We start from the raw sequence: 18,950 nt of genomic DNA, 5'->3' as shown, positions 1-18,950 counted from the left end.
CCGCCATACTCATGCCACCAGCGGCGCCCCCTCCAGCGAGTCCTGCGGCGCGGTCCGCAGGTCGCGGTGGGTTACCGTGGGCGAAAATCCTTCGTGGCGCAACCGCGCCGCGATCCGCTCAGCGACATGCACAGAGCGATGCCGGCCTCCGGTACAGCCAAATGCTATCGTCACATAGGCTTTGCCTTCCGCCTGATAGCGGGGGAGGAGCAGGAGGAGCAGGGACTCGATCTGCGTTATCGCCGCGGCATAGGCCGGATCGCTGGCGATATAGGCGGCGACATCCGCGTCCTGTCCGGTTCCGGGACGAAGATTATCGACCCAGTGCGGATTTTTGAGGAAGCGCATGTCGAGCACGAGATCGGCGTTGCGAGGGAGTCCGCGTGAGAAGCCGAATGACAGGACCGACAGGGTGGTCTGGCCCAGACCTTCGCCCGAAAAGGTCGAGCGGATCTCCTGCGCCAGTTCGTTGGCGCTCAAGTCGGTCGTGTCGATCAGCCGGTTGGACCATTGCTTGAGCGGGGCAAGCAGCTCGCGCTCGCGCATGATCCCGTCGATCGCCGGCCGGTCCTGGGCGAGAGGATGGCGGCGGCGCGTTTCCGAATAGCGCCGTTCGAGCTCGGAACCGGCGCATTCGAGGAAGAGTGCTCCCAGATTATGCTCATGATCCTCGCGCAGGCGCTTGATGCGCTGCACGATGCTCTCGGCATCGAAACCGCGCGTCTGGCTGCCGATCCCCAGCGCAAGCGGCCGCTCGTCATCGCTGTCGCTGCCTTCGGCGGGCGCGGTATCCAGCAGGCGGTTCAGGAGGAGGAGGGGGAGGTTGTCGACGATCTCCCAGCCAAGATCCTCAAGCGTGCGCAGCACGGTGGATTTGCCGGCGCCCGACATACCGGTGACCAACAGGATTTGCTTGGGACGCCTACTCATTTTCCCTTCCTCAGCCACGGCTCTGCCTGGATAGGCGCGGCCTGATCATTTGCGGATAGCAACGGTGATTCCATGCGCGCCGCCTCCGGGGCCGGATAAGAAAGCGCCGCCATCAGCCGCGAGGCCCCTTGGGAAGCCGTACCACGAAGCGCGCGCCGCTCAATCGACCCTCCCGCGGTTCCACGGCAATGCTGCCCTGATGCGCTTCGACGATGGTGCGCGCGATGGCAAGACCCAGGCCGGAGTGCTGGCCGAATGCCTCGCTTTCGGGGCGGACGGAGTGAAAGCGGCGGAAGATGTTCTCGCGTGAGCTTTCAGGCACGCCGGGGCCTTCGTCATCCACGCGGACGACCAGCGTGTCGCCGTCGCTTTGCGCAGAGATCGCGATGGTTCCGTTTTCCGGAGAGAAGGAGATCGCGTTCTCGATCAGGTTTTCGAACACGCGCTCCAGCCGACCGCCTTCGCCCAGCACGGTGAGCGACCCTTTACTCCGCCGATCGAAGGCTATGCGGATGCCGGCGGGCAGCCCGCGTGCCTCGCGGCCGTCGAGCAACGCCTGGATCAGCGCGCCGATATCCACGGGTTCGAACGTCGCGCGGCTTAGCTGCGCGTCGAGGCGGGAGGCTTCGGATATATCGGTGATCAGGCGATCGAGCCGGTGCACGTCGTCGCGGACGATCTCGAGCAACTGATCGCGGTGTTCGCGCTTCTTGACGGTCGTCAGGCTTTCCACCGCCGAACGGAGCGAAGCGAGCGGATTCTTCAATTCGTGCGTAACATCGGCCGCAAAGCTCTCGGTCGCGTCGATCCGCGCGCGCAATGCCTGGGTCATGTCGGAGAGGGCGCGGGCGAGCAGCCCGATTTCGTCGCTGCGATCGGGAAGGCGAGGGACCACGACTTCGCGCGCGCGACCAAGGCGCACCCGGATCGCGGCACGCGCGAGCAGGCGCAGGGGGCGCACGATCGTGCGGGCGAGGAAGAGGGACAGGAATATCGAGGATAGCGAAACGATCAGCAGGACGATACCCAGCCGGTATCGTTCCGAGCGCACGGTCTGCGTGATGTCGCGCGCATTGACCGTGGTCATCACCACGCCCAGCCCGGTAATAGGGGCGGCGGCGGTGATCACCGGCGTTCGGTCCGGCGCGCGCCATACGGTGGCGGCTGACCCGTGAACCGATTGCGCGGTGCGCACGTCGGGCCAGTCCAGCCCGGCGTCGCGCGATCTTTCCCGATAGGCCGGCGCTCGCGATGCCCCCGCCACCGTGTCGATCACGGCATCGAGAAAGCGCGCAAATTCCAGTCCCCAAGGGTCCTTGTCCGGATCGCGCAGAGTCACGTTGCGCAGGCCCAGTTCGCGGCTGTCGGCAAGCATCTTGCCCTCTTCGGTGAACAGCCGGATGCGGGTGCCCGTGTCGCGGGCCAGGCTGAGCACCAGCAGGTCCCGGCGCTTCTCGTCCTTGTTGGTGGACGCCAGCGCCTGGGCGATCAGGCGCGCTTCGCGGCTGGCCTGCTCGACCCGGCTATCGACCATCCGGCTCCGGTAGGAATCGAGATAGGAAAAGCCCCCGCCCAGCAGCGCCAGCGCGAAGATGTTGACCGCCAGAATCCGTGGCGTCAGGCTGACGCGGTTCGACCATTTCAGACCGAGGGCCTGATCGTCACTCGTCTGAGAAGCGGTATCCTGCGCCATACAGCGTCTCGATAGCATCGAATTCCGGATCGACCTGCCGGAATTTGCGGCGGACGCGCTTGATGTGGCTGTCGATGGTACGATCATCGACATAGATGTCGTCCTGATAGGCGGCATCCATCAGCTGGTTGCGGGTCTTCACGATGCCCGGGCGCTGCGCCAGCGTCTCGAGGATCAGGAACTCGGTGACGGTCAGCGTCACATTGTTGCCGGACCAGTTCACGCGGTGGCGGGCGGGATCCATTACCAGGCGGCCGCGCTCCAATATCTCCTGCGGTGCCTCTTCGCCGCCCTCTGCGCTGGGCGACGTCGCTTCGGTGCGGCGCAGGATCGCGCGGATACGGGCGATCAGCAGGCGCTGGCTGAACGGCTTTGCGATATAATCGTCCGCGCCCATTGCGAGGCCGAGCGCCTCGTCGAGCTCATCATCCTTGCTCGTCAGGAAGATCACCGGAATCGCGCTCTTCTCCCGCAGCCGCCGCAGCAGCTCCAGCCCGTCCATCTTCGGCATCTTGATATCGAGCACCGCCAGATCCGGCGGGTTCTCGATCAGCGCCTTCAAGGCGCTTTCGCCGTCCGAATAGACGCGGGTTAGGAAGCCTTCGGTCTGAAGCGCAATGGATACCGAAGTGAGGATGTTCCGGTCGTCATCGACCAGCGCGATAGTCGCTGTCATCCGGCGATCATAACGCTGTGCGCGTGCATCACCAATGGCGTAAACCACGGTTTGGACCCCTTTGCGCAAATGACACCGATTACCATGGGTTCCGACAACGTTTACCTCCATTGACCCCGCTTTGGCCCGCCTCGTATGCGCCAAGCAAGATGGATGCGCCACCAGGCGCTTTGGGAGGGAATGTTTTGAACGAGCGGACGCCAAGCCATGGCCTTGATGCCCAGGGCATCGCCACGGGCGCAGAAATTCACTGGAACCTGGGAACGGGCCAACTGGTCGAGGCGGCAGTGCGCGCCGGCGAGGGCCAGCTCTCGAAACACGGCGCGCTGGTCGTAGCCACCGGCAAGCACACCGGACGCAGCGCAAAGGACAAGTTCATCGTCCGCGACGCCACCACCGAAGATACTGTGTGGTGGGGCGACACCAATCGCGGCATGACACCGGAGCATTTCGCCGCACTCAAGGCGGATGTCCTTGCCGAAGTCGGCAAGCGCGACGACCTGTTCGTGCAGGACCTGTATGGCGGTTCGCAGCCGGAGCACCGCGTGAAGGTCCGCGTGATCAACGAGCTTGCCTGGCACTCGCTGTTCATCAAGACGCTGCTCGTTCGCCCTGAGGCGCACGAACTGCCGGGGTTCATCCCCGAATATACGATCATCGACCTGCCCAGCTTCCGCGCCGATCCCGCGCGCCATGGCTCGCGCAGCGAAACCGTGATCGCGGTCAACTTCACCGAGAAGCTGATCCTGATCGGCGGCACGGCCTATGCCGGCGAGATGAAGAAGAGCGTCTTCGGCCTACTCAATTATCTGCTGCCCGTGGACGGCATCATGCCGATGCACTGTTCGGCCAATATCGGCCCGAACGGCGATACGGCTGTGTTCTTCGGCCTCAGCGGCACCGGCAAGACCACGCTTTCGGCCGACGCCAGCCGTACGCTGATCGGCGATGACGAGCATGGCTGGTCGGACACCGCAGTCTTCAACTTTGAAGGCGGCTGCTACGCCAAGATGATCAACCTCTCGGCCGAGGCCGAGCCGGAGATCTTCGCCACCACCCGGCGCTTCGGCACGGTGCTTGAGAATGTGGTGATGGACCCCGAGACCCGCGAACTCGATTTCGACGACAATAGCCTCGCCGAGAACAGCCGCGGTTCCTATCCCATAGATTTCATTCCGAATGCGTCGGAAAAGAATATGGGTCCGGTGCCGAAGAACATCATCTTCCTGACGGCGGACGCGTATGGCGTGCTCCCACCGATCGCCAAGCTGACGCCCGATCAGGCGATGTATCACTTCCTCTCGGGCTATACCGCACGCGTCGCGGGCACCGAGATCGGCGTGACCGAGCCTTCGGCGACCTTCTCGACCTGCTTCGGCGCGCCGTTCATGCCGCGCCATCCCTCTGTCTATGGCAATCTGCTCAAGGAGCGGATTGCGAAGGGCGGGGTCAATTGCTGGCTGGTCAACACCGGCTGGTCGGGCGGTCTCGCCACCGATCCGGGCATCAAGCGGATGCCGATCCGCGTGACCCGCGCGCTGCTCAACGCGGCGCTCGACGGCAGCCTGAACGATGCGGAGTTCCGCAAGGATCCGAATTTCGGCTTCATGGTGCCCGTTGCCGTGGGCGATATCGATCCGAACATGCTCGATCCGCGTGCGGCCTGGGCGAACCCGGCTGATTACGACGCGACGGCGGAGAAACTGGTCCACCAATTCGTCGAGAACTTTGCCCAATTCATCGACCATGTCGATGAAGGCGTCCGCGACGCCGCACCGAAGAGCAAGGCTACCGCCTGAATATCCCGGTCATAGATCGGGCCCGAATGAAAGCCCGATCGATGACCGAATATTCCCCGCGCCTATTTGGAAGCCACGCCGAGATCGTCCGTCTCGGCGAAGGGCTGCTCGCCTGCACGCTGGTGCGCGCCGACTGGACGCACGAGGGGCATCTGGCCGCCACGCTCTATCTGCTGACCGAGCGGCCCGATGTGGACGTGGACGCGCAGATCGCCCGGATCATCGCGCGCTTCAACGAAAGCGTCGGTGGCGTGAACGACGATATGCAGGGATATCACGACACCATCACCCTCGCGTTCGTTGTCGGCGTGCGGTTGTTCCTCGCCGAAACGCAGGAGAGGGCGCTGCTCGCGCGCGTAAACGCGCTGCTTGGATCGCCCATGGGGCACCGCGATTGGCCGCTGCGGTTCTACAGCCGCGAGCTTCTCTTCTCGGTGGCCGCACGGCGCGGCTTCGTCGTCCCCGATCGCGCTCCGTTTCCCGCCGGTGTGGCAATTCCGCCCAGGGCTTCCTAGATTGGGGGCACTGACCGGCATACCGCATGTAGGCGTCGGCGGCTGAGAGACGTTGTGCTCCCGCTTACGAACACGGGATGCCATATGAGCGACGCAACGCCCGCCGATCAGGGCTCCGCCGCCGAACCGCCCGCCAGCGATGCCAAGCCGCAGTTCAAACGTTTCCGCAAAAGGTTCGACACCGTCCGCCTTTCGCCCGAGGCCGCGACGCGCCAGGGCAGAGTCGCGACGAGCGCATTCCTGGCCCTAAAGGGGCGCGATGCGATGATCGCTTTCCTCAATACGCATGACGATTCCCTAGGCGGTCGCCCGATCGATCTGGCCGTGGAAAGCGACGCCGGCCTTGCCGCGGTCGAGCAGGCGCTCGCTGCTCGTGCTGCGGGGTAGGGGATAGCGAGCAGTTTCTGCTGTGCTGCGGCCCCGCTGGTGCTAGTCTCGATCCCGCTATGGTTTAGCAGGAGGCGTTTCGAGGAGCATGCTCGACGGTATTCTGGGTCAAGTCACGCAAAACGTGGACATTGCCAATCTCGCGGCCAAGGTCGGCCTGTCGCCAGAGCATGTCGAGTCGGCGGTGAAGGCGCTCGCCAAATATCACCCGATGCAGGGCGACACGGCTGAGGGCGCTGCCGCGTCGACCGGGCTGCCTGTCGACAAGCTTCAGGAGATCATCGGCCACATTGGCGGCGAAGGCTCGCTCGGCAAATTCGCCAGCATGCTGCAGGGTGGTGCCGCAGGCGGACTGCTCGGCGCGCTCGACAAGGATGGCGACGGCAATCCGCTCAACGACATTACCGGCATGGTCGGCGGGATCTTCGGAAAGAAGTGATCGAGGAGGGCGGTCCCCTTCAGCGGGGAGCGCCCTCAGACCTTCCGCTCCGCGATATGCCGGTCGATCACGTGCCCCAGCACCGTCATCGGCACATTGCCGCCCAGGACCACCGCATCGTTGAACGCGCGGAAATCGTAGCGGTCGCCCAGCGCCGCCTTTGCCCGGTCGCGCAGGCGGTTGATCTCGTTATGCCCGATCTTGTAGCCGCAGGCCTGGCCCGGCCAGGAGCAATAGCGATCGACCTCGCTGCGGACCTCTAGCTCGTTCGACCCGTTCGCCGTGATGAACCATTGTACGGCCTGCTCGCGGCCCCAGCGCTTTGCATGCAGCCCGGTATCGACCACGAGCCGGCAGGCGCGGAAACTCAGCGACTGGAGATAGCCGAGCTTTTCGGCGGGGTTATCGGCATAGACGCCCAGTTCGTCGGCGAGCTGTTCCGCGTAGAGCGCCCAGCCTTCCGAATAGGCGTTGAACGCGAGCAGGGCGCGGATAAGCGGCAGCTTGTGGGTATATTCGCCCTGCCAGGCATGGCCGGGAATCGCCTCGTGATAGGTCAGGTCGGGCAGGCTGAACCGGCTGTGCAGGCTGGTCGTGTGCAGGTTGATCCAGAATTTGCCGGGGATCGTGCCGTCGATCGAGCCCGCATCGCCGTAAGCGCCCGGCGCGCCCGGCTCTTCCTCAGGAGGCATGCGCCGCACCTCGACATTGCCGGGCACCAAAGTGTGAAACGCCTGCGGCATCCGGCCGCGAATGTCGGAGACGCGATCGTTCAGGAACTTCATGATCTCCGCGCGGCCCGCATCGCCTTCGGGGAAGGCGAAGCGCGGATCCTTCGCCAGCGCCACCATCCGCTCGCCCACGGTACCTTTCGAATAGCCTTCCTTCTTCAGGATGGCATCCATCTCGCTCTGGATCTCGGCCACCTGCTCCAGGCCCATTTTGTGGACCTCGTCGGGGGTCATCGTCGTGGTCGTGCCCGCGCTCAGCGCCCAGGCATAATAGGCCTCGCCATCCTTGAACTTCCACACGCCCGGATCGCCGGTCGCGCGCTTGCGGTGCTTCTCCAGCTCCTTGATCTGCCGGTCGAGCGCGGGCGCCAGCTTGTCCTTGGCGAGCAGCCAGGCGCGCTGGCCGAAATCGCCCTGCATCCCCACGCTGCGATTGGCGATCGACGTGACCACGCCCCATCCGGCGGGATTGCCCTCCCGGACCTGCCGGATCTGCGTGAGGCACTTATCGAGCAGAAAATCCGGGGCGATCACGCCCTTTGACGCTGCGATCTTCAGCCGCTCGGTCTCGCCATCCAGTTGCTCGGCATAGCTCTCCAGCCGGTCGAGATACGCCTCGGCATCCTGTGCGGTCTTCACCTGATGCTCGGCGTCGAGGAAGCGCGGGATATCGAGAAACGCGCCCACATTCTGCGCCACCACATAGGGCGCGTTGCGCCAATCCCCTACGGCGACGTCGCCATAGCCAAAGCCGAACCCGGTGAGCGCGTTGCCATAGGCTGCCAGCACCACATCCACATTGGTGCGCATGATCGGGCTCAGGGCGTTGGCGTCCAGCTTGTCCAGCGCGGCGATCGACTGGCGCAGGTGCGCGGCGATCGCGGCCTGGCCGTTCACCGATCGGTCGGTAAGCTGATGCTTCAGCGTGGCGCGTGCGTCCTTGTCGATGCCCAGCGACGTCGCCTTTTGGGGATAGAGCTTGAGCAACGCCTCGGCGATGTTCGTCAGCGTCGCGCTTGCCTGGGTATCGGCGTCCGTTTGAAACGTGCGCGCGGCGGCGGGGAATGCGCCCAGCACAAGGCTGGCGCCGGTGCCGAGCAATAGCTCACGGCGGGTGGTAAGCATGGTTACTCCTTGCAATGACGTCAGGCGATGACGGGTTCGACCGTCAGCGAATTCCCCTCGGCGCCGGTGATGCGCACATGCGCGCCGGCAGGCGCATCGGGCCCGCGCGCCAGCCATTCGCCATCACCCACACGCACCTTTCCGCATCCGGCCTCGATCGGCTCCGCGACGGTCACGACCTGACCGATCAGCCGTGCGACGCGATCGTTGAGCAGCGGATCGGGGCTCGGCCCCGGATTGCGGAGATACCATTGCCGCCCCAGCGCCACCGCCGCCGACGATCCCGCGGCGAACAACGCCACCTGAAGAAGCAGCGGAAAATGCGGAAAGAGCAGGGTGACCAGCCCGGTCACCCCCGCACCTGCGGCGACGAAGACCAGGAAAATGCCCGGCACCATCAGCTCGGTCAGCGCGAGCAGCGCCGCGAGGATCAGCCATGCAAGGCCCGGGGAACCCGTGATCATTTCCCAGTCCATGGCTCAGCTCCCCGAAGGCGTGAACGGCGCGGGGCGCGCGCGCGGCGGGGCGGCGGGCTTCGGAGCGCCGCCCGGCGAGCCGCCGATCGCTTCCTTGGCCAGTTCGCCGATGCCGCCCAGCGTGCCCATGAGCTGCGTCGCCTCGACCGGGAAGAGAATCGTCTTGGCGTTGGGCGAGGTCGCGAACTTGCCGACCGCCTCCACATATTTCTGCGCGATGAAATAGTTGATCGCCTGCGCGCTGCCGGTCTCGATCGCATCGGAGACGACGCGCGTCGCGGTCGCTTCGGCCTCCGCGGCGCGCTCGCGTGCTTCGGCGTCGCGGAATGCGGCCTCGCGGCGGCCTTCGGCCTCTAGGATCTTCGACTGCTTCTGCCCCTCGGCGCGCAGGATCTCCGAAGCGCGGGTGCCTTCGGCCTCCAGGATGTTGGCGCGCTTCTCGCGCTCGGCCTTCATCTGGCGGCCCATTGCGTTGACGATATCGGCGGGCGGGCGGATGTCCTTGATCTCGACGCGGGTGATCTTGACGCCCCACGGCGTCGTCGCATGATCGACCACCGAGAGTAGCCGCGCGTTGATCTCGTCGCGCTTCGACAGCGTCTCGTCGAGGTCCATCGAACCCATCACGGTGCGCAGGTTCGTCGTCGTAAGCTGGAGCAGGGCGACATAGAGGTCGCTCACCTCATAGGCGGCCTTGGCGGCGTCGAGGACCTGGAAGAAAACCACGCCATCGGTGGAGATCATCGCATTGTCCTTGGTGATGATTTCCTGCCCGGGAATGTCGATCACCTGCTCCATCATGTTCACCTTGCGGCCGACGCGATAGAAAAATGCAGGGTAGAAATTGAGGCCGGGAGACGCGACCGCAGTGAAGCGTCCGAAATATTCGATGGTGTATTGATAGCCCTGTGTGACGATCTTCACGCTCGAGAAGAGATAGAGCAACACCACGGCCACGGCGACCAGCAGGAAAACATTAAGCGCTTCCATTCCCGACTCCCCTCGCAAACTTCGCCCCTTGGTAGCATAGGGATCGGCCATGACCACAGCAGCTTTGGCCCCGCGCACCGCGCTCTTCCTTCCCGCCTCCAATCCGCGCGCGATCGAAAAGGCGCGCGGGCTCGATGCAGATATGGTGATCCTGGATCTTGAGGACGCAGTGAAGCCGGGGGACAAGGCCAGCGCGCGCATCGCAGCGGTGGAAGCGGTGGCCGCCGGTTTCGGAAGAAGCGCCTCGGCGATTCGCCTGAACGGTGTGGATTCACGCGAGCATGCGGACGATGTCGCGGCGGTGCGTGGATCGAGCGCCGATTACGCCGTGCTTCCCAAGGCCGAGGATGTGGCGCAGATCGCGCGAGTGGCGGCGGCGCTCGGCAAGCCATTGCTGGCGATGATAGAGACGCCCCGTGGTGTGCTCGCCGCGGCGGAAATAGCGGCGCTGCCGGGCGTCGCTGGCCTGATCGCGGGCACCAATGACCTTGCCGCGACGCTCCGCTTGCCACCCCGCTCCGGACGCGAGGCGATGGGTGTCGCGCTCCAGACGATCGTGCTGGCCGCGCGCGCGGGCGATGCCTGGGCGCTCGACGGGGTGTTCAACAAGCTGGACGATGCTACCGGTCTGGAAACTGAATGCCGCGAGGGCAGGGCGCTGGGGTTCGACGGCAAGTCGCTGATTCACCCCAACCAGATAGAGATCGCCGCGCGCTCCTTTGGCCCCCGCGAGCGCGAGATCGCCGAAGCGCAGGCGCTGATCGCCGCTGCATCGGGCGGTGCCGAGCGCTATCAGGACCGCATGATCGAGGCCATGCATGTCGAACAGGCGCGGGCGCTGCTGGCCCGGGCCGAATAGGCGGTATGGATCCCCATCCCCGGACGGGGAGCCAAGACCTTATTTGCGCGTCGCGTCCACGCTCCAGATCCCGCCGCCGGCAGCCGCGAGATAGAGGAAGATGAAGCAATAGAGCATCGCAGGCTCGCCGCCGTTGAGTGCCGGGTATAGCCCCTGCGGTGCGTGCGCCATGAAATAGGCGACGGCCATCATGCCGGAGAGGATGAACGCGACCGGCCGGGTGAACAACCCGATCACGATCAGCGCTCCGCCCACCAGCTCCAGCGCGCCCGCCGTCATCATCAGCGGATTGAGTGGTCCGCTCATCCCCGGCGGAGGGGGTGGCAGGTGGAAGAACTTCATCGTGCCGTGGTGGAGAAATCCCAGCCCGGCAACGATACGCAGCACGCTCAGCAACTTGGACGACCAGCTATCGGGAATCGGCATGATGTGGCTCCTCTCGCTCTTCGTGAGGGGAGCCTTTCACGTTGCCGACATATGGTCAATCGGCGCGCGCGGCCCCGGGGCGGATGGCTCCCGGCAGGATCAGGCCGTGAAGCGCTTGGTGAAGCCTTTTCCGGGCTTCTCGCCCGCAGCTTCCAGCACTTCGACATGGTCGACGCGCGCGAGCGCGGGGCCTTCGCGGCAGGCGTCGGCAAAGCGCGTGACGGCGTCATCCTCTCCCGACGCGATCATTTCGACGCTCCCGTCATTGCGGTTGCGCACCCAGCCGGTGATGCCTTCGGCCTTTGCGGTTCGCACCACCCAGTCGCGAAATCCGACTGCCTGCACTCGACCCGATACCAGAATACGCTTGATTGCCATTCGCTTCCTAACGCGCTTGCTTGCCGCCGATACTAGGCGGATGCGTGGAGCAGGGGAATCGCGAAGTCCAGCAGCTTGGCGCGTCTCAGGGGTAAGTGAGCGCAATGACTTCATATTCCCGCTCCCCCGCGGGCAGCATCACCTTGCGCAGATCGCCCACGGCCGCGCCGCGCAATGCGCGTGCGAAGGGTGAGTTCCATCCAACGCGTCCGGCGCCCGCATCGGCTTCGTCATCGCCAACAAGGGTAAGCGTGCGGTGATTGTCGTCTTCATCGGCGATCGTCACCGTCGCGCCAAAAAACACGCGCGCGCGGTCCTCCTGCTGCCGGGGATCGACCACGCGCGCCGCCTTCATCCGCCGGGAAAGCCAGCCCAGCCGCCGGTCGATCTCGCGCAGTCGCTTGCGGCCATAGATATAGTCCCCATTCTCCGAACGGTCGCCATTTCCCGCTGCCCAGGAAATGACCTCGACGAGCTTCGGCCGCTCGTCGCTCAGCAACGCGTCATATTCCGCTTTGAGCACGGCATAGCCGGCGGGGGTGATGTAGTTGGGGCGGTCCATTGGTCCAATCCGTCATCGCGGCGAAGGCCGGAACCCGGTGCAGCAGGCGTTGGCTACCGGTGGCCGTCGATCCCGGCTTTCGCGGGATGACGGCTCCGGGCTAACCCGGCTTGTTCTTGCCCAGGTACCAGCTCAGATTCGCCGGCCCCTTGCTCCGCGAGCGTTCCGGATTGAGCAGGTCATAGACCACGGCGTTTTCCAGCACGCGCTGCACATAGTTCTTGGTCTCGAAGATCGGGATCCTCTCCACCCAGGTCACCACGTCGATGCTGGCGGTGCGCGGGTCGCCGTTCGCGGCCAGCCATTTGTTCACATTGCCCGGTCCGGCATTATACGCCGCCACCGCCAGCGGGTAGCTGCCGTACAGGTTCAGCATCCGCTTGAAATAGCTCGAGCCGAGCTGGATGTTGTAATCGGTATCGACCGTCAGCGAGTCCCGGTTATAGGCCAGCCCCAGCTTGCCCGATTGCTCGCGTGCGGTGCCAGGCATCAGCTGCATCAGCCCGCGCGCGCCGGCATGGCTCACCGCCGCGCGGTCGAACTGGCTTTCCTGCCGCGCGATCGCATGGATGATCGTCCAGTAATCCTGCTGGCCATCGGGCACGCGCACGGAGGGATAGCCTGCCGCCGTATAGTCCGACAGCCCGTTCTGCAGCGCGCTGCGGCCCACCATCACGCCCAGATCGGGCCGGCCGATCGTACGGCTGAGCTCGGCGGCGAGGATATGATCGGTATCCGTGGTTGCATCCTGCGCGATCTGGCGGACGAACAGGCTCTGGTCGGGGCGGTTGCCCATCGTCCCGAGCAATTGCGCGGCGCGCACCACCTCGCGGCGGAAAAAGGCTTCGCGCACGGCCGGATCGGCGATCTTGGCGCTGAAATCGGGAGGACGCTTGAGCGGATTGCCCAGCCGCTCGCTGGCGAGCTGGCCGTAATAGAGATCGGGGAACCCGGCGGCGCGCTGGAAGAATGCCTGCGCCTTCGCGTGCTCGCCTGCCGCTTCCGCCGCGCGGCCGGCCCAATACAGGCCTTTGCTCTGCGTCTGCGGGGTCTTCGATCCCTGCGAGTAGCGCTCGAACATGCCGATCGCGTCGCGCGCGCGCCCGGCCTTTTCGAGCGCTACGGTGCCAGCCAGCCAGGTCAGGCTCGTATAATCGTCGCGCTCGCCAAACGGCCGGCTGCTGACATCGGTGCCCGCCGGATAGGCGTCGTCGACCTGGCTCGCGATGCGATAGGCCAGGTCGTTCTGCCCGTCCGAAGCCGCGCCGCGCGCCGCGACCAGCAACACTTCATACCATTTCTCGACATCGCCCGGGAAGCTGTTCAGCCGGCGCGGTTCCGCCAGATACGAGCGCATCGCCATGCCCTGGCCGCTATCGCGCAGCCATGTTGCGCGGTCGGCGATATAGCCCGGATCGCCACGTCCCTGCTCCGCCACCGCCGCGCCGCGCGCTGCCGCATCGGGGGCCTTGGTGCGATAGGCGATCCGCGCATCGAACAGCGCCCGTTTGGAGGGCGAGGTATAGGCAAGCTGGCGCGTTGCGGCGGTCGTCTGTCCGCGCCAGATCAGCATGTCGGCACGCGCATCATGATCCGTCGGGGTCAGCGCGGAGAAGAACGCCCCAGTCAGCTTGGTCTCGTCGGCCGGACGCAGCGAGCCGCCACGCCATGCCCGGCGCGCCTGCTCCTCTGCCTCGGCGCGCTTGCCGGAAGCCGCCAGCGCCTCTGCGTAGCGCAGCCGCCCGGCGGCGGTCAGCGGCTCGAACCGCTCAAAGAAGCGAATGACCAGTCCCGGCGCCCAGGTGCCGCTGTCGAGCACCGTCTCCGCCGCCGCGCGCCTGCTCGTCTCGCCGGGCCAGCCGGGATGCGCGAGCAGGAAATTGGCATAATCGGAGAAGGGGAAATTGTCGGATTGCTGGAGCCGCTTCCATTCGACCAGCACATTGCTGAGCTCATCGGACTGGATATAGGCAGGCGCAAGGCGCGGCATGCCGCTCTCGATCGCCTGGGCATACCATTTGGCCTGGGATTGGGTCAGCTGCGATGCAGCGGCGACACCCGAAACCCCCGCAAGCAGCAACGCACTCTTGAATACAGACGCCAGCATGCTGGACATGATACGCAAGTCGCTCCTATCTGCCAGCCCTGATTTCCCCGATTAAGGAAGATTCTGGGACCATGTTCTCCGGTTCGATTCCGGCGCTGGTGACGCCGTTCCGTAACGGCGCCTTCGCCGAAGAGGATTACCGCGCTTTAGTTGAATGGCAGATTGCCGAAGGGTCTTCGGCGCTGGTTCCCGTCGGCACCACCGGCGAGGCGGCGACGCTCACCAAGGACGAACATTTCAACGTGGTCCGCGCCTGCGCCGATCAGGCCAAGGGCAGGGTGAAGATCCTCGCCGGCGCCGGCTCCAACGACACCCAGGTCGCGATCGGCAACGTAAAGGCCGCGCAGGATTCGGGCGCAGACGCCGCGCTGATGGTCCCGCCTTATTATAACCGCCCCAGCCAGGAGGGCATCTTCCGCCATTTCGAGGCGGTCGCCAACGCGACCACGCTGCCGATCGTGCTCTACAACGTCCCCGGCCGCACGGTCACCGACATCCAGCCCGCAACTGTGGCGCGGATCGTCAACGCCTTCCCCGACCGGTTCGTCGGCATCAAGGACGCGACCGGGCAGCTCCAGCGCGTGACCGAGCATCGCCTGGGCTGCGGGCCGGATTTCGCCCAGCTCTCGGGAAATGACGAGACCGCGCTGGCGTTCAATGCGATGGGCGGGGTGGGGTGCATCTCGGTCACCGCCAATGTTGCCCCGCGGCTCTGCGCCGATTTCCAGGCCGCCTGGGCCGCGGGCGACCGGGCGAAGGCTCTCGAACTCCATGACAAGCTGTTCGCACTGCACCTGGCGATGTTCACCGATGCTTCGCCCGGCCCGGTCAAGTACGCGATGAGCAAGGTCCGCCCGGGCTTCCCGGTCGAGCTGCGCCTGCCGATGACCGAGCCCAACGAGGCGAGCAAGGCGGCGGTGGATGCGGCGCTGGCAACGGCGGGACTGGTTTGAGGGCTTCCCGCGAGCGGGCGTCGGCGTCATGCTGCTGGCATGCATCGCACGCCCGCAGTCTATATCATGGCCAGCGGCCGTAACGGCACGCTCTACACCGGCGTAACGTCGGACCTCCTCGGTCGGGCGCACCAGCACCGCGAAGGCATGATCGACGGGTTTTCGAAGCGGTACGGCTGCAAACTGCTCGTCTGGTACGAAGTCCACGAGGTGGTGGAGTCCGCGATCGTCCGCGAAAAGCGCATCAAGGAATGGAAGCGCGCGTGGAAGCTGGATCTGATCGAGCGCGAAAATCCTCGCTGGCGCGATCTCGCCGAAGATTTGGGTTTCGACCCGCTACTTCCGCCGACCCGTCATCCCGGCGAACGCCGGGACCCAGGGTAGGGAAGGGCATATGTGCCGGTTGAGCCGCGGGTCTCGCGTCTCGGAGGATATGCAAATGGAGCCAAGGGATGCCTTGGCTCGGGCGGCGCCCGGATAACGCCCGCCTTCCCCGAATAACCCTGGGTCCCGGCGTTCGCCGGGATGACGAAAGGGTTTCCCTTTTTTCGCATCCTCCCTACATGCCACGGTCCCATGGCCCGTCCTCGCCCCGCCACCTTTGATAAAGTGAAGACCGTCGCCGAGAACCGGCGCGCACGGTATGATTATTTCATCGATACGGTGTATGAGGCCGGGCTTGTCCTGACCGGGACGGAGGTGAAGGCGCTGCGGGGCGGCGAGGGATCGATCAAGGAATCCTATGCGGAGATCAGCGAAGGCGCGGTCTGGCTGGTCAACGCGAACATCCCGGAATTTTCGCACGGCAATCGATTTAATCATGAGCCGAAGCGTCCCCGTAAATTGCTCCTTCATGAGCGCGAGATAAACAAGCTCCATGGCGCGGTCGCGCGCCAGGGCATGACGCTCGTTCCGCTTTCCATTTATTTCAATGGAAAGGGCCGGGCGAAGGTCGAACTCGCGCTGGCCAAGGGCAAGAAGACCCATGACAAGCGGGAGACGGCCAAGGAGCAGGATTGGAAGCGTGAGCAGGGACGGATTCTCAGAGACCGTGGCTAGGCGCGGCCCCAAATTGGGGCTGATGGCGCGGTTTCACGCCTGGGCTCACCGCAACCTGCCGACCCGCGACATTTTCGAATCCAATCGCTGGCTGAAACCCTTCGCGCACCGGATCCTGCATTCCTCGCTCTGGCGGATGACCCGGCGCTCGGTTCCGCGTGGCGTGGCGCTGGGCATGTTCACCGGCATCCTCATCCCGATGGGGCAGATCCCGGCATCGGCTGTGCTCGCCCTGCCGCTCCGCGCGAATGTGCCGGCGGCGGCGCTCACCACCTTCTTCACCAATCCGTTCACCACGCCGTTCCTGCTCGTCCTGTATTACAAGGTCGGCACCTGGGTGCTCCAGTTCTTCGGCACCACGGCGGCGGAGGCGAATACGGCGGTCGCCGATGCCGGCTGGCTGCACTGGCTCGCCAATGATGTTGGGCTGCCCACCGCTATCGGCATGGCCATCTGCGCGGTGGTGGGTGGCGTGCTGGGCTATGTCGTCGCGGCGGTGGGCTGGCGGCTGTGGATCGCGGGCAAGTGGCGTCGGCGCACTCACGAGCGCGCCGAGCGTTGATTTCCCTCGCCCTGATCCGGCGGGAGCGGTGATTGACCGGCTGACCTAACGGAGTAAGACAGCGCATCCTCGACCCCTTTAGGGAAGTAACGAATGCGTTTCCTGCTCCTTGCCACCACCATCCTCGCAGCGCCCGTCGTCCTCGTCGGCTGCACCCAGCCCCAGGCCGCACCGCCCGTCACCGAAGTGCAGCCGATCACCGATCCCGCTCCAACCGAGCAGGCGCGCGCCAAGCCGGCATTCGGCGATTACGGTTTCGACGAAACCGGCATGAACCGCTCGGTCGCCCCCGGCGACGATTTTTATGAATATGCCAATGGCGCCTGGGCGAAGAACACGCCGATCCCCGCCGACAAGGCCGATTATGGCGCGTTCAACCTGCTCTCCGATCTCTCGCAGGAGCGTACGCGCGGGATCATCGAAGAGGCGAAGAACGATCCCAATTCGAAGATCGGCAATGCCTATGCTGCCTATCTCGATACCGCCACGATCGAGGCCAAGGGCCTTGCGCCGATCCAGCCCTGGCTCGCCCAGATCAAGGGGCTGAAGACGAAGTCCGGCTATGCTGCGCTCGCCGCCCAGGCCAAGCGCAACGGCGTCGGCACGCCCTTCGGTTCCTATGTCGGTCAGGACGACAAGGATCCCGAAACCTATGCGCTGAATTTCTCGCAGAGCGGGCTCGGCCTTCCGGACCGCGACTATTATCTCTCGTCCGATCCCAAGCTTGCCGAAGCCAAGGCTGCGTATGAAAAGCACATCGCCAATGTGTTGACCCTTGCCGGCGAGCCCGATGCGGCGGCGCGCGCCAAGGCGCTGGTCGCGTTTGAGACCGAGATCGCCAAGGTGAGCTGGACCCGGGTTGCGAGCCGCGATGCGGACAAGACCTATAACAAGATGACCATCGCCGATCTGGCGAAGAGCGCACCCGGTTTCGATTTCCAGGGCTATATCGCGACCATCGGTGCGCAAAAGGCGCCCTATGTTCTCGTTGCCCAGCCCAGCGCCGTCACCGGTATTGCCAAGCTGATCCATGCCGCGCCGATCGGCGTGCTCAAGGATCAGTTGCTGGTGCGCAGCATCGACACCTATGCCGCCGTGCTGCCCAGCGCAGTTGATAATGAGCGTTTCGCCTTTTTCGGCACCGCTCTGGCGGGCACCCCCGAGCAGCAGGTGCGCTGGAAGCGCGCGGTGGATTTCACCATCAGCGCGCTCACCGACGATATCTCGAAAATCTATGTCGCGCGCTATTTCCCGCCCGAAACCAAGAAGGCGGTGGACGAAATGGTGGCGAACATCATCGCCGCGATGGGCCGCCGCATCGACGTGCTCGAGTGGATGGCGCCGGAAACCAAGGTGAAGGCGCATGCGAAGCTCGCGGCGTTCGAGGCGCGCATCGGCTATCCCGATCAGTGGAAGGACTATTCCGCCATCAGCATCGCGCCCGACGATGCCTTCGGCAACAGCCTGCGCGTTGCGCAGTGGAAGCATGAAGACAATGTCTCACGGCTCGGCACGCCGATCCGCCGCTGGGAGTGGGGGATGAACCCGATGACGGTGAACGCCCAGGCCAATTTCGGGCTGGTGGCGATGACCTTCCCCGCCGCGATCCTTCAGCCGCCCTTCTTCGATCCCAATGCCGATCCGGCGGTGAATTACGGCGGCATGGGCGCGGTGATCGGCCATGAGCTGAGCCATCATTTCGACGATCAGGGCGCGAAATATGACAAGGCCGGTCGCCTCACCGATTGGTGGACGCCGGGCGATGTAAAGGCGTTCAAGGCGGGCACCGACGCGCTCGTCGCGCAATATGATCAGTATGAAGCGCTTCCGGGCAAGTTCGTGCAGGGCGCGCTTACCCTGGGCGAGAATGTCGCGGATCTGGCCGGCCTTACGGTGGCCTATGACGCGTACCGGAAGTCGCTCGGCGACACTCCCGCACCGCTGATCAACGGCACCACCGGCGATCAGCGCTTCTATCTCGGCTGGGCGCAGGTCTGGCGGCGCAATTATCGCGAGGCGACGCTGCGCCAGCGCCTGCTCACCGATCCGCACGCGCCCAGCATTCAGCGCGCCTGGGTCGTTCGCAATCTTGATCCCTGGTATCAGGCCTATGCGCCTGCGCCCGGTTCGAAGCTGGCGCTGCCGCCCGAGAAGCGCGTCCGCATCTGGTAACGGCGTTCCCTCTCCCCATGCGGGGGAGGGAAAGAAAGTCGGAAAAGGGGTGAGGGGGCTGTCTCCCGGCGTCTCCTCACACTTGACCCACGCCGCGCTACCGAACATCGG

The 18,950-nt window shown here is 64.9% G+C and carries 20 protein-coding genes; 10 read left to right on the top strand and 10 right to left on the bottom strand.

The genetic code is table 11. From position 1 onward, the window contains the following. Nucleotides 1–9: 9 nt before the first annotated feature. The 3 genes from rapZ to SSO01S_RS04240 all read right to left on the bottom strand — a co-directional run bounded on the left by rapZ (nt 10) and on the right by SSO01S_RS04240 (nt 3,299). The gene (gene rapZ, locus SSO01S_RS04250) at nt 10–930 is read right to left on the bottom strand and encodes an RNase adapter RapZ (RefSeq protein WP_066795654.1); all 921 of its coding nucleotides are present in this window, start codon (nt 928–930) and stop codon (nt 10–12) included. 112 nt (nt 931–1,042) lie between these two features. Further along, nucleotides 1,043–2,623, bottom strand: coding sequence for a stimulus-sensing domain-containing protein (locus tag SSO01S_RS04245; RefSeq protein ID WP_066795653.1), 1,581 nt, complete (start codon nt 2,621–2,623; stop codon nt 1,043–1,045). Further along, nucleotides 2,592–3,299: a response regulator transcription factor gene (locus tag SSO01S_RS04240; RefSeq protein ID WP_066795651.1), complete on the bottom strand. Its 708-nt coding sequence runs from the start codon at nt 3,297–3,299 to the stop codon at nt 2,592–2,594. Before SSO01S_RS04240 ends, SSO01S_RS04245 begins: the two co-directional genes overlap by 32 nt. 149 nt (nt 3,300–3,448) lie before the next feature. Here SSO01S_RS04240 and SSO01S_RS04235 point away from each other — a divergent pair, with 149 nt between their 5' ends. From SSO01S_RS04235 to SSO01S_RS04220, 4 genes are all read left to right on the top strand, one after another. Beyond that, entirely contained in the window at nt 3,449–5,098 is a 1,650-nt protein-coding gene (locus tag SSO01S_RS04235) for a phosphoenolpyruvate carboxykinase (protein WP_066795649.1), read from the top strand. Nucleotides 5,099–5,139: 41 nt separating this feature from the next. After that, nucleotides 5,140–5,613 carry a hypothetical protein gene (locus SSO01S_RS04230; RefSeq protein WP_066795646.1) on the top strand — a complete coding sequence of 158 codons (474 nt, stop codon included), beginning with the start codon at nt 5,140–5,142 and terminating at the stop codon, nt 5,611–5,613. A gap of 84 nt (nt 5,614–5,697) precedes the next feature. Then, the gene (locus SSO01S_RS04225; protein WP_066795643.1) at nt 5,698–6,000 is read left to right on the top strand and encodes an antitoxin Xre/MbcA/ParS toxin-binding domain-containing protein; all 303 of its coding nucleotides are present in this window, start codon (nt 5,698–5,700) and stop codon (nt 5,998–6,000) included. A gap of 88 nt (nt 6,001–6,088) precedes the next feature. Next, nucleotides 6,089–6,439: a hypothetical protein gene (locus tag SSO01S_RS04220; RefSeq protein ID WP_066795639.1), complete on the top strand. Its 351-nt coding sequence runs from the start codon at nt 6,089–6,091 to the stop codon at nt 6,437–6,439. A gap of 35 nt (nt 6,440–6,474) precedes the next feature. Here SSO01S_RS04220 and SSO01S_RS04215 read toward each other — a convergent pair whose 3' ends face one another. From SSO01S_RS04215 to SSO01S_RS04205, 3 genes are read right to left on the bottom strand one after another with little or no spacing between them, the layout of a single operon-like run. Beyond that, entirely contained in the window at nt 6,475–8,295 is a 1,821-nt protein-coding gene (locus SSO01S_RS04215) for a DUF885 domain-containing protein (RefSeq protein WP_066795635.1), read from the bottom strand. A gap of 20 nt (nt 8,296–8,315) precedes the next feature. Further along, complete coding sequence (locus SSO01S_RS04210) at nt 8,316–8,759, bottom strand: NfeD family protein (RefSeq protein ID WP_245646571.1); 444 nt, start codon at nt 8,757–8,759, stop codon at nt 8,316–8,318. A gap of 15 nt (nt 8,760–8,774) precedes the next feature. Further along, nucleotides 8,775–9,761: an SPFH domain-containing protein gene (locus tag SSO01S_RS04205; protein WP_066795629.1), complete on the bottom strand. Its 987-nt coding sequence runs from the start codon at nt 9,759–9,761 to the stop codon at nt 8,775–8,777. Between the two features lie 49 nt (nt 9,762–9,810). On the opposite strand from SSO01S_RS04205, the gene SSO01S_RS04200 reads away from it, so the two are divergent. After that, complete coding sequence (locus SSO01S_RS04200; protein ID WP_066795626.1) at nt 9,811–10,620, top strand: HpcH/HpaI aldolase/citrate lyase family protein; 810 nt, start codon at nt 9,811–9,813, stop codon at nt 10,618–10,620. 39 nt (nt 10,621–10,659) lie between these two features. On the opposite strand, the gene SSO01S_RS04195 is transcribed toward SSO01S_RS04200, so the two are convergent. The 4 genes from SSO01S_RS04195 to SSO01S_RS04180 all read right to left on the bottom strand — a co-directional run bounded on the left by SSO01S_RS04195 (nt 10,660) and on the right by SSO01S_RS04180 (nt 14,093). Next, the gene (locus tag SSO01S_RS04195) at nt 10,660–11,046 is read right to left on the bottom strand and encodes a DoxX family protein (protein WP_066795620.1); all 387 of its coding nucleotides are present in this window, start codon (nt 11,044–11,046) and stop codon (nt 10,660–10,662) included. A 99-nt stretch (nt 11,047–11,145) separates the two neighbouring features. Next, on the bottom strand, nt 11,146–11,424 hold the full coding sequence (locus SSO01S_RS04190; protein ID WP_066795618.1) for an acylphosphatase: 279 nt from the start codon (nt 11,422–11,424) through the stop codon (nt 11,146–11,148). A gap of 85 nt (nt 11,425–11,509) precedes the next feature. Beyond that, nucleotides 11,510–11,986 carry a transcription elongation factor GreB gene (gene greB / locus SSO01S_RS04185; RefSeq protein WP_066795615.1) on the bottom strand — a complete coding sequence of 159 codons (477 nt, stop codon included), beginning with the start codon at nt 11,984–11,986 and terminating at the stop codon, nt 11,510–11,512. Nucleotides 11,987–12,086: 100 nt separating this feature from the next. Beyond that, entirely contained in the window at nt 12,087–14,093 is a 2,007-nt protein-coding gene (locus tag SSO01S_RS04180) for a lytic transglycosylase domain-containing protein (protein ID WP_066796288.1), read from the bottom strand. Nucleotides 14,094–14,164: 71 nt separating this feature from the next. Here SSO01S_RS04180 and dapA point away from each other — a divergent pair, with 71 nt between their 5' ends. The 5 genes from dapA to SSO01S_RS04155 all read left to right on the top strand — a co-directional run bounded on the left by dapA (nt 14,165) and on the right by SSO01S_RS04155 (nt 18,839). Then, nucleotides 14,165–15,046 (top strand): 4-hydroxy-tetrahydrodipicolinate synthase, encoded by an 882-nt coding sequence (dapA, locus tag SSO01S_RS04175; RefSeq protein ID WP_066795613.1) that lies wholly within the window; start codon nt 14,165–14,167, stop codon nt 15,044–15,046. Nucleotides 15,047–15,085: 39 nt separating this feature from the next. Continuing rightward, entirely contained in the window at nt 15,086–15,430 is a 345-nt protein-coding gene (locus SSO01S_RS04170; protein ID WP_066795604.1) for a GIY-YIG nuclease family protein, read from the top strand. 192 nt (nt 15,431–15,622) lie between these two features. Further along, nucleotides 15,623–16,105 (top strand): SsrA-binding protein SmpB, encoded by a 483-nt coding sequence (gene smpB, locus SSO01S_RS04165; RefSeq protein ID WP_066795602.1) that lies wholly within the window; start codon nt 15,623–15,625, stop codon nt 16,103–16,105. Next, entirely contained in the window at nt 16,098–16,667 is a 570-nt protein-coding gene (locus SSO01S_RS04160) for a DUF2062 domain-containing protein (protein ID WP_369404237.1), read from the top strand. The genes smpB and SSO01S_RS04160 overlap by 8 nt, the downstream gene beginning before the upstream one ends. Nucleotides 16,668–16,760: 93 nt before the next feature. After that, the gene (locus SSO01S_RS04155; protein WP_083942835.1) at nt 16,761–18,839 is read left to right on the top strand and encodes a M13 family metallopeptidase; all 2,079 of its coding nucleotides are present in this window, start codon (nt 16,761–16,763) and stop codon (nt 18,837–18,839) included. Nucleotides 18,840–18,950 lie beyond the last annotated feature (111 nt).

The organism is Sphingomonas soli NBRC 100801 (assembly GCF_001591025.1).
Lineage (GTDB): Bacteria > Pseudomonadota > Alphaproteobacteria > Sphingomonadales > Sphingomonadaceae > Sphingomonas > Sphingomonas soli.
This window is presented reverse-complemented; position numbering and strand designations above follow the sequence as displayed.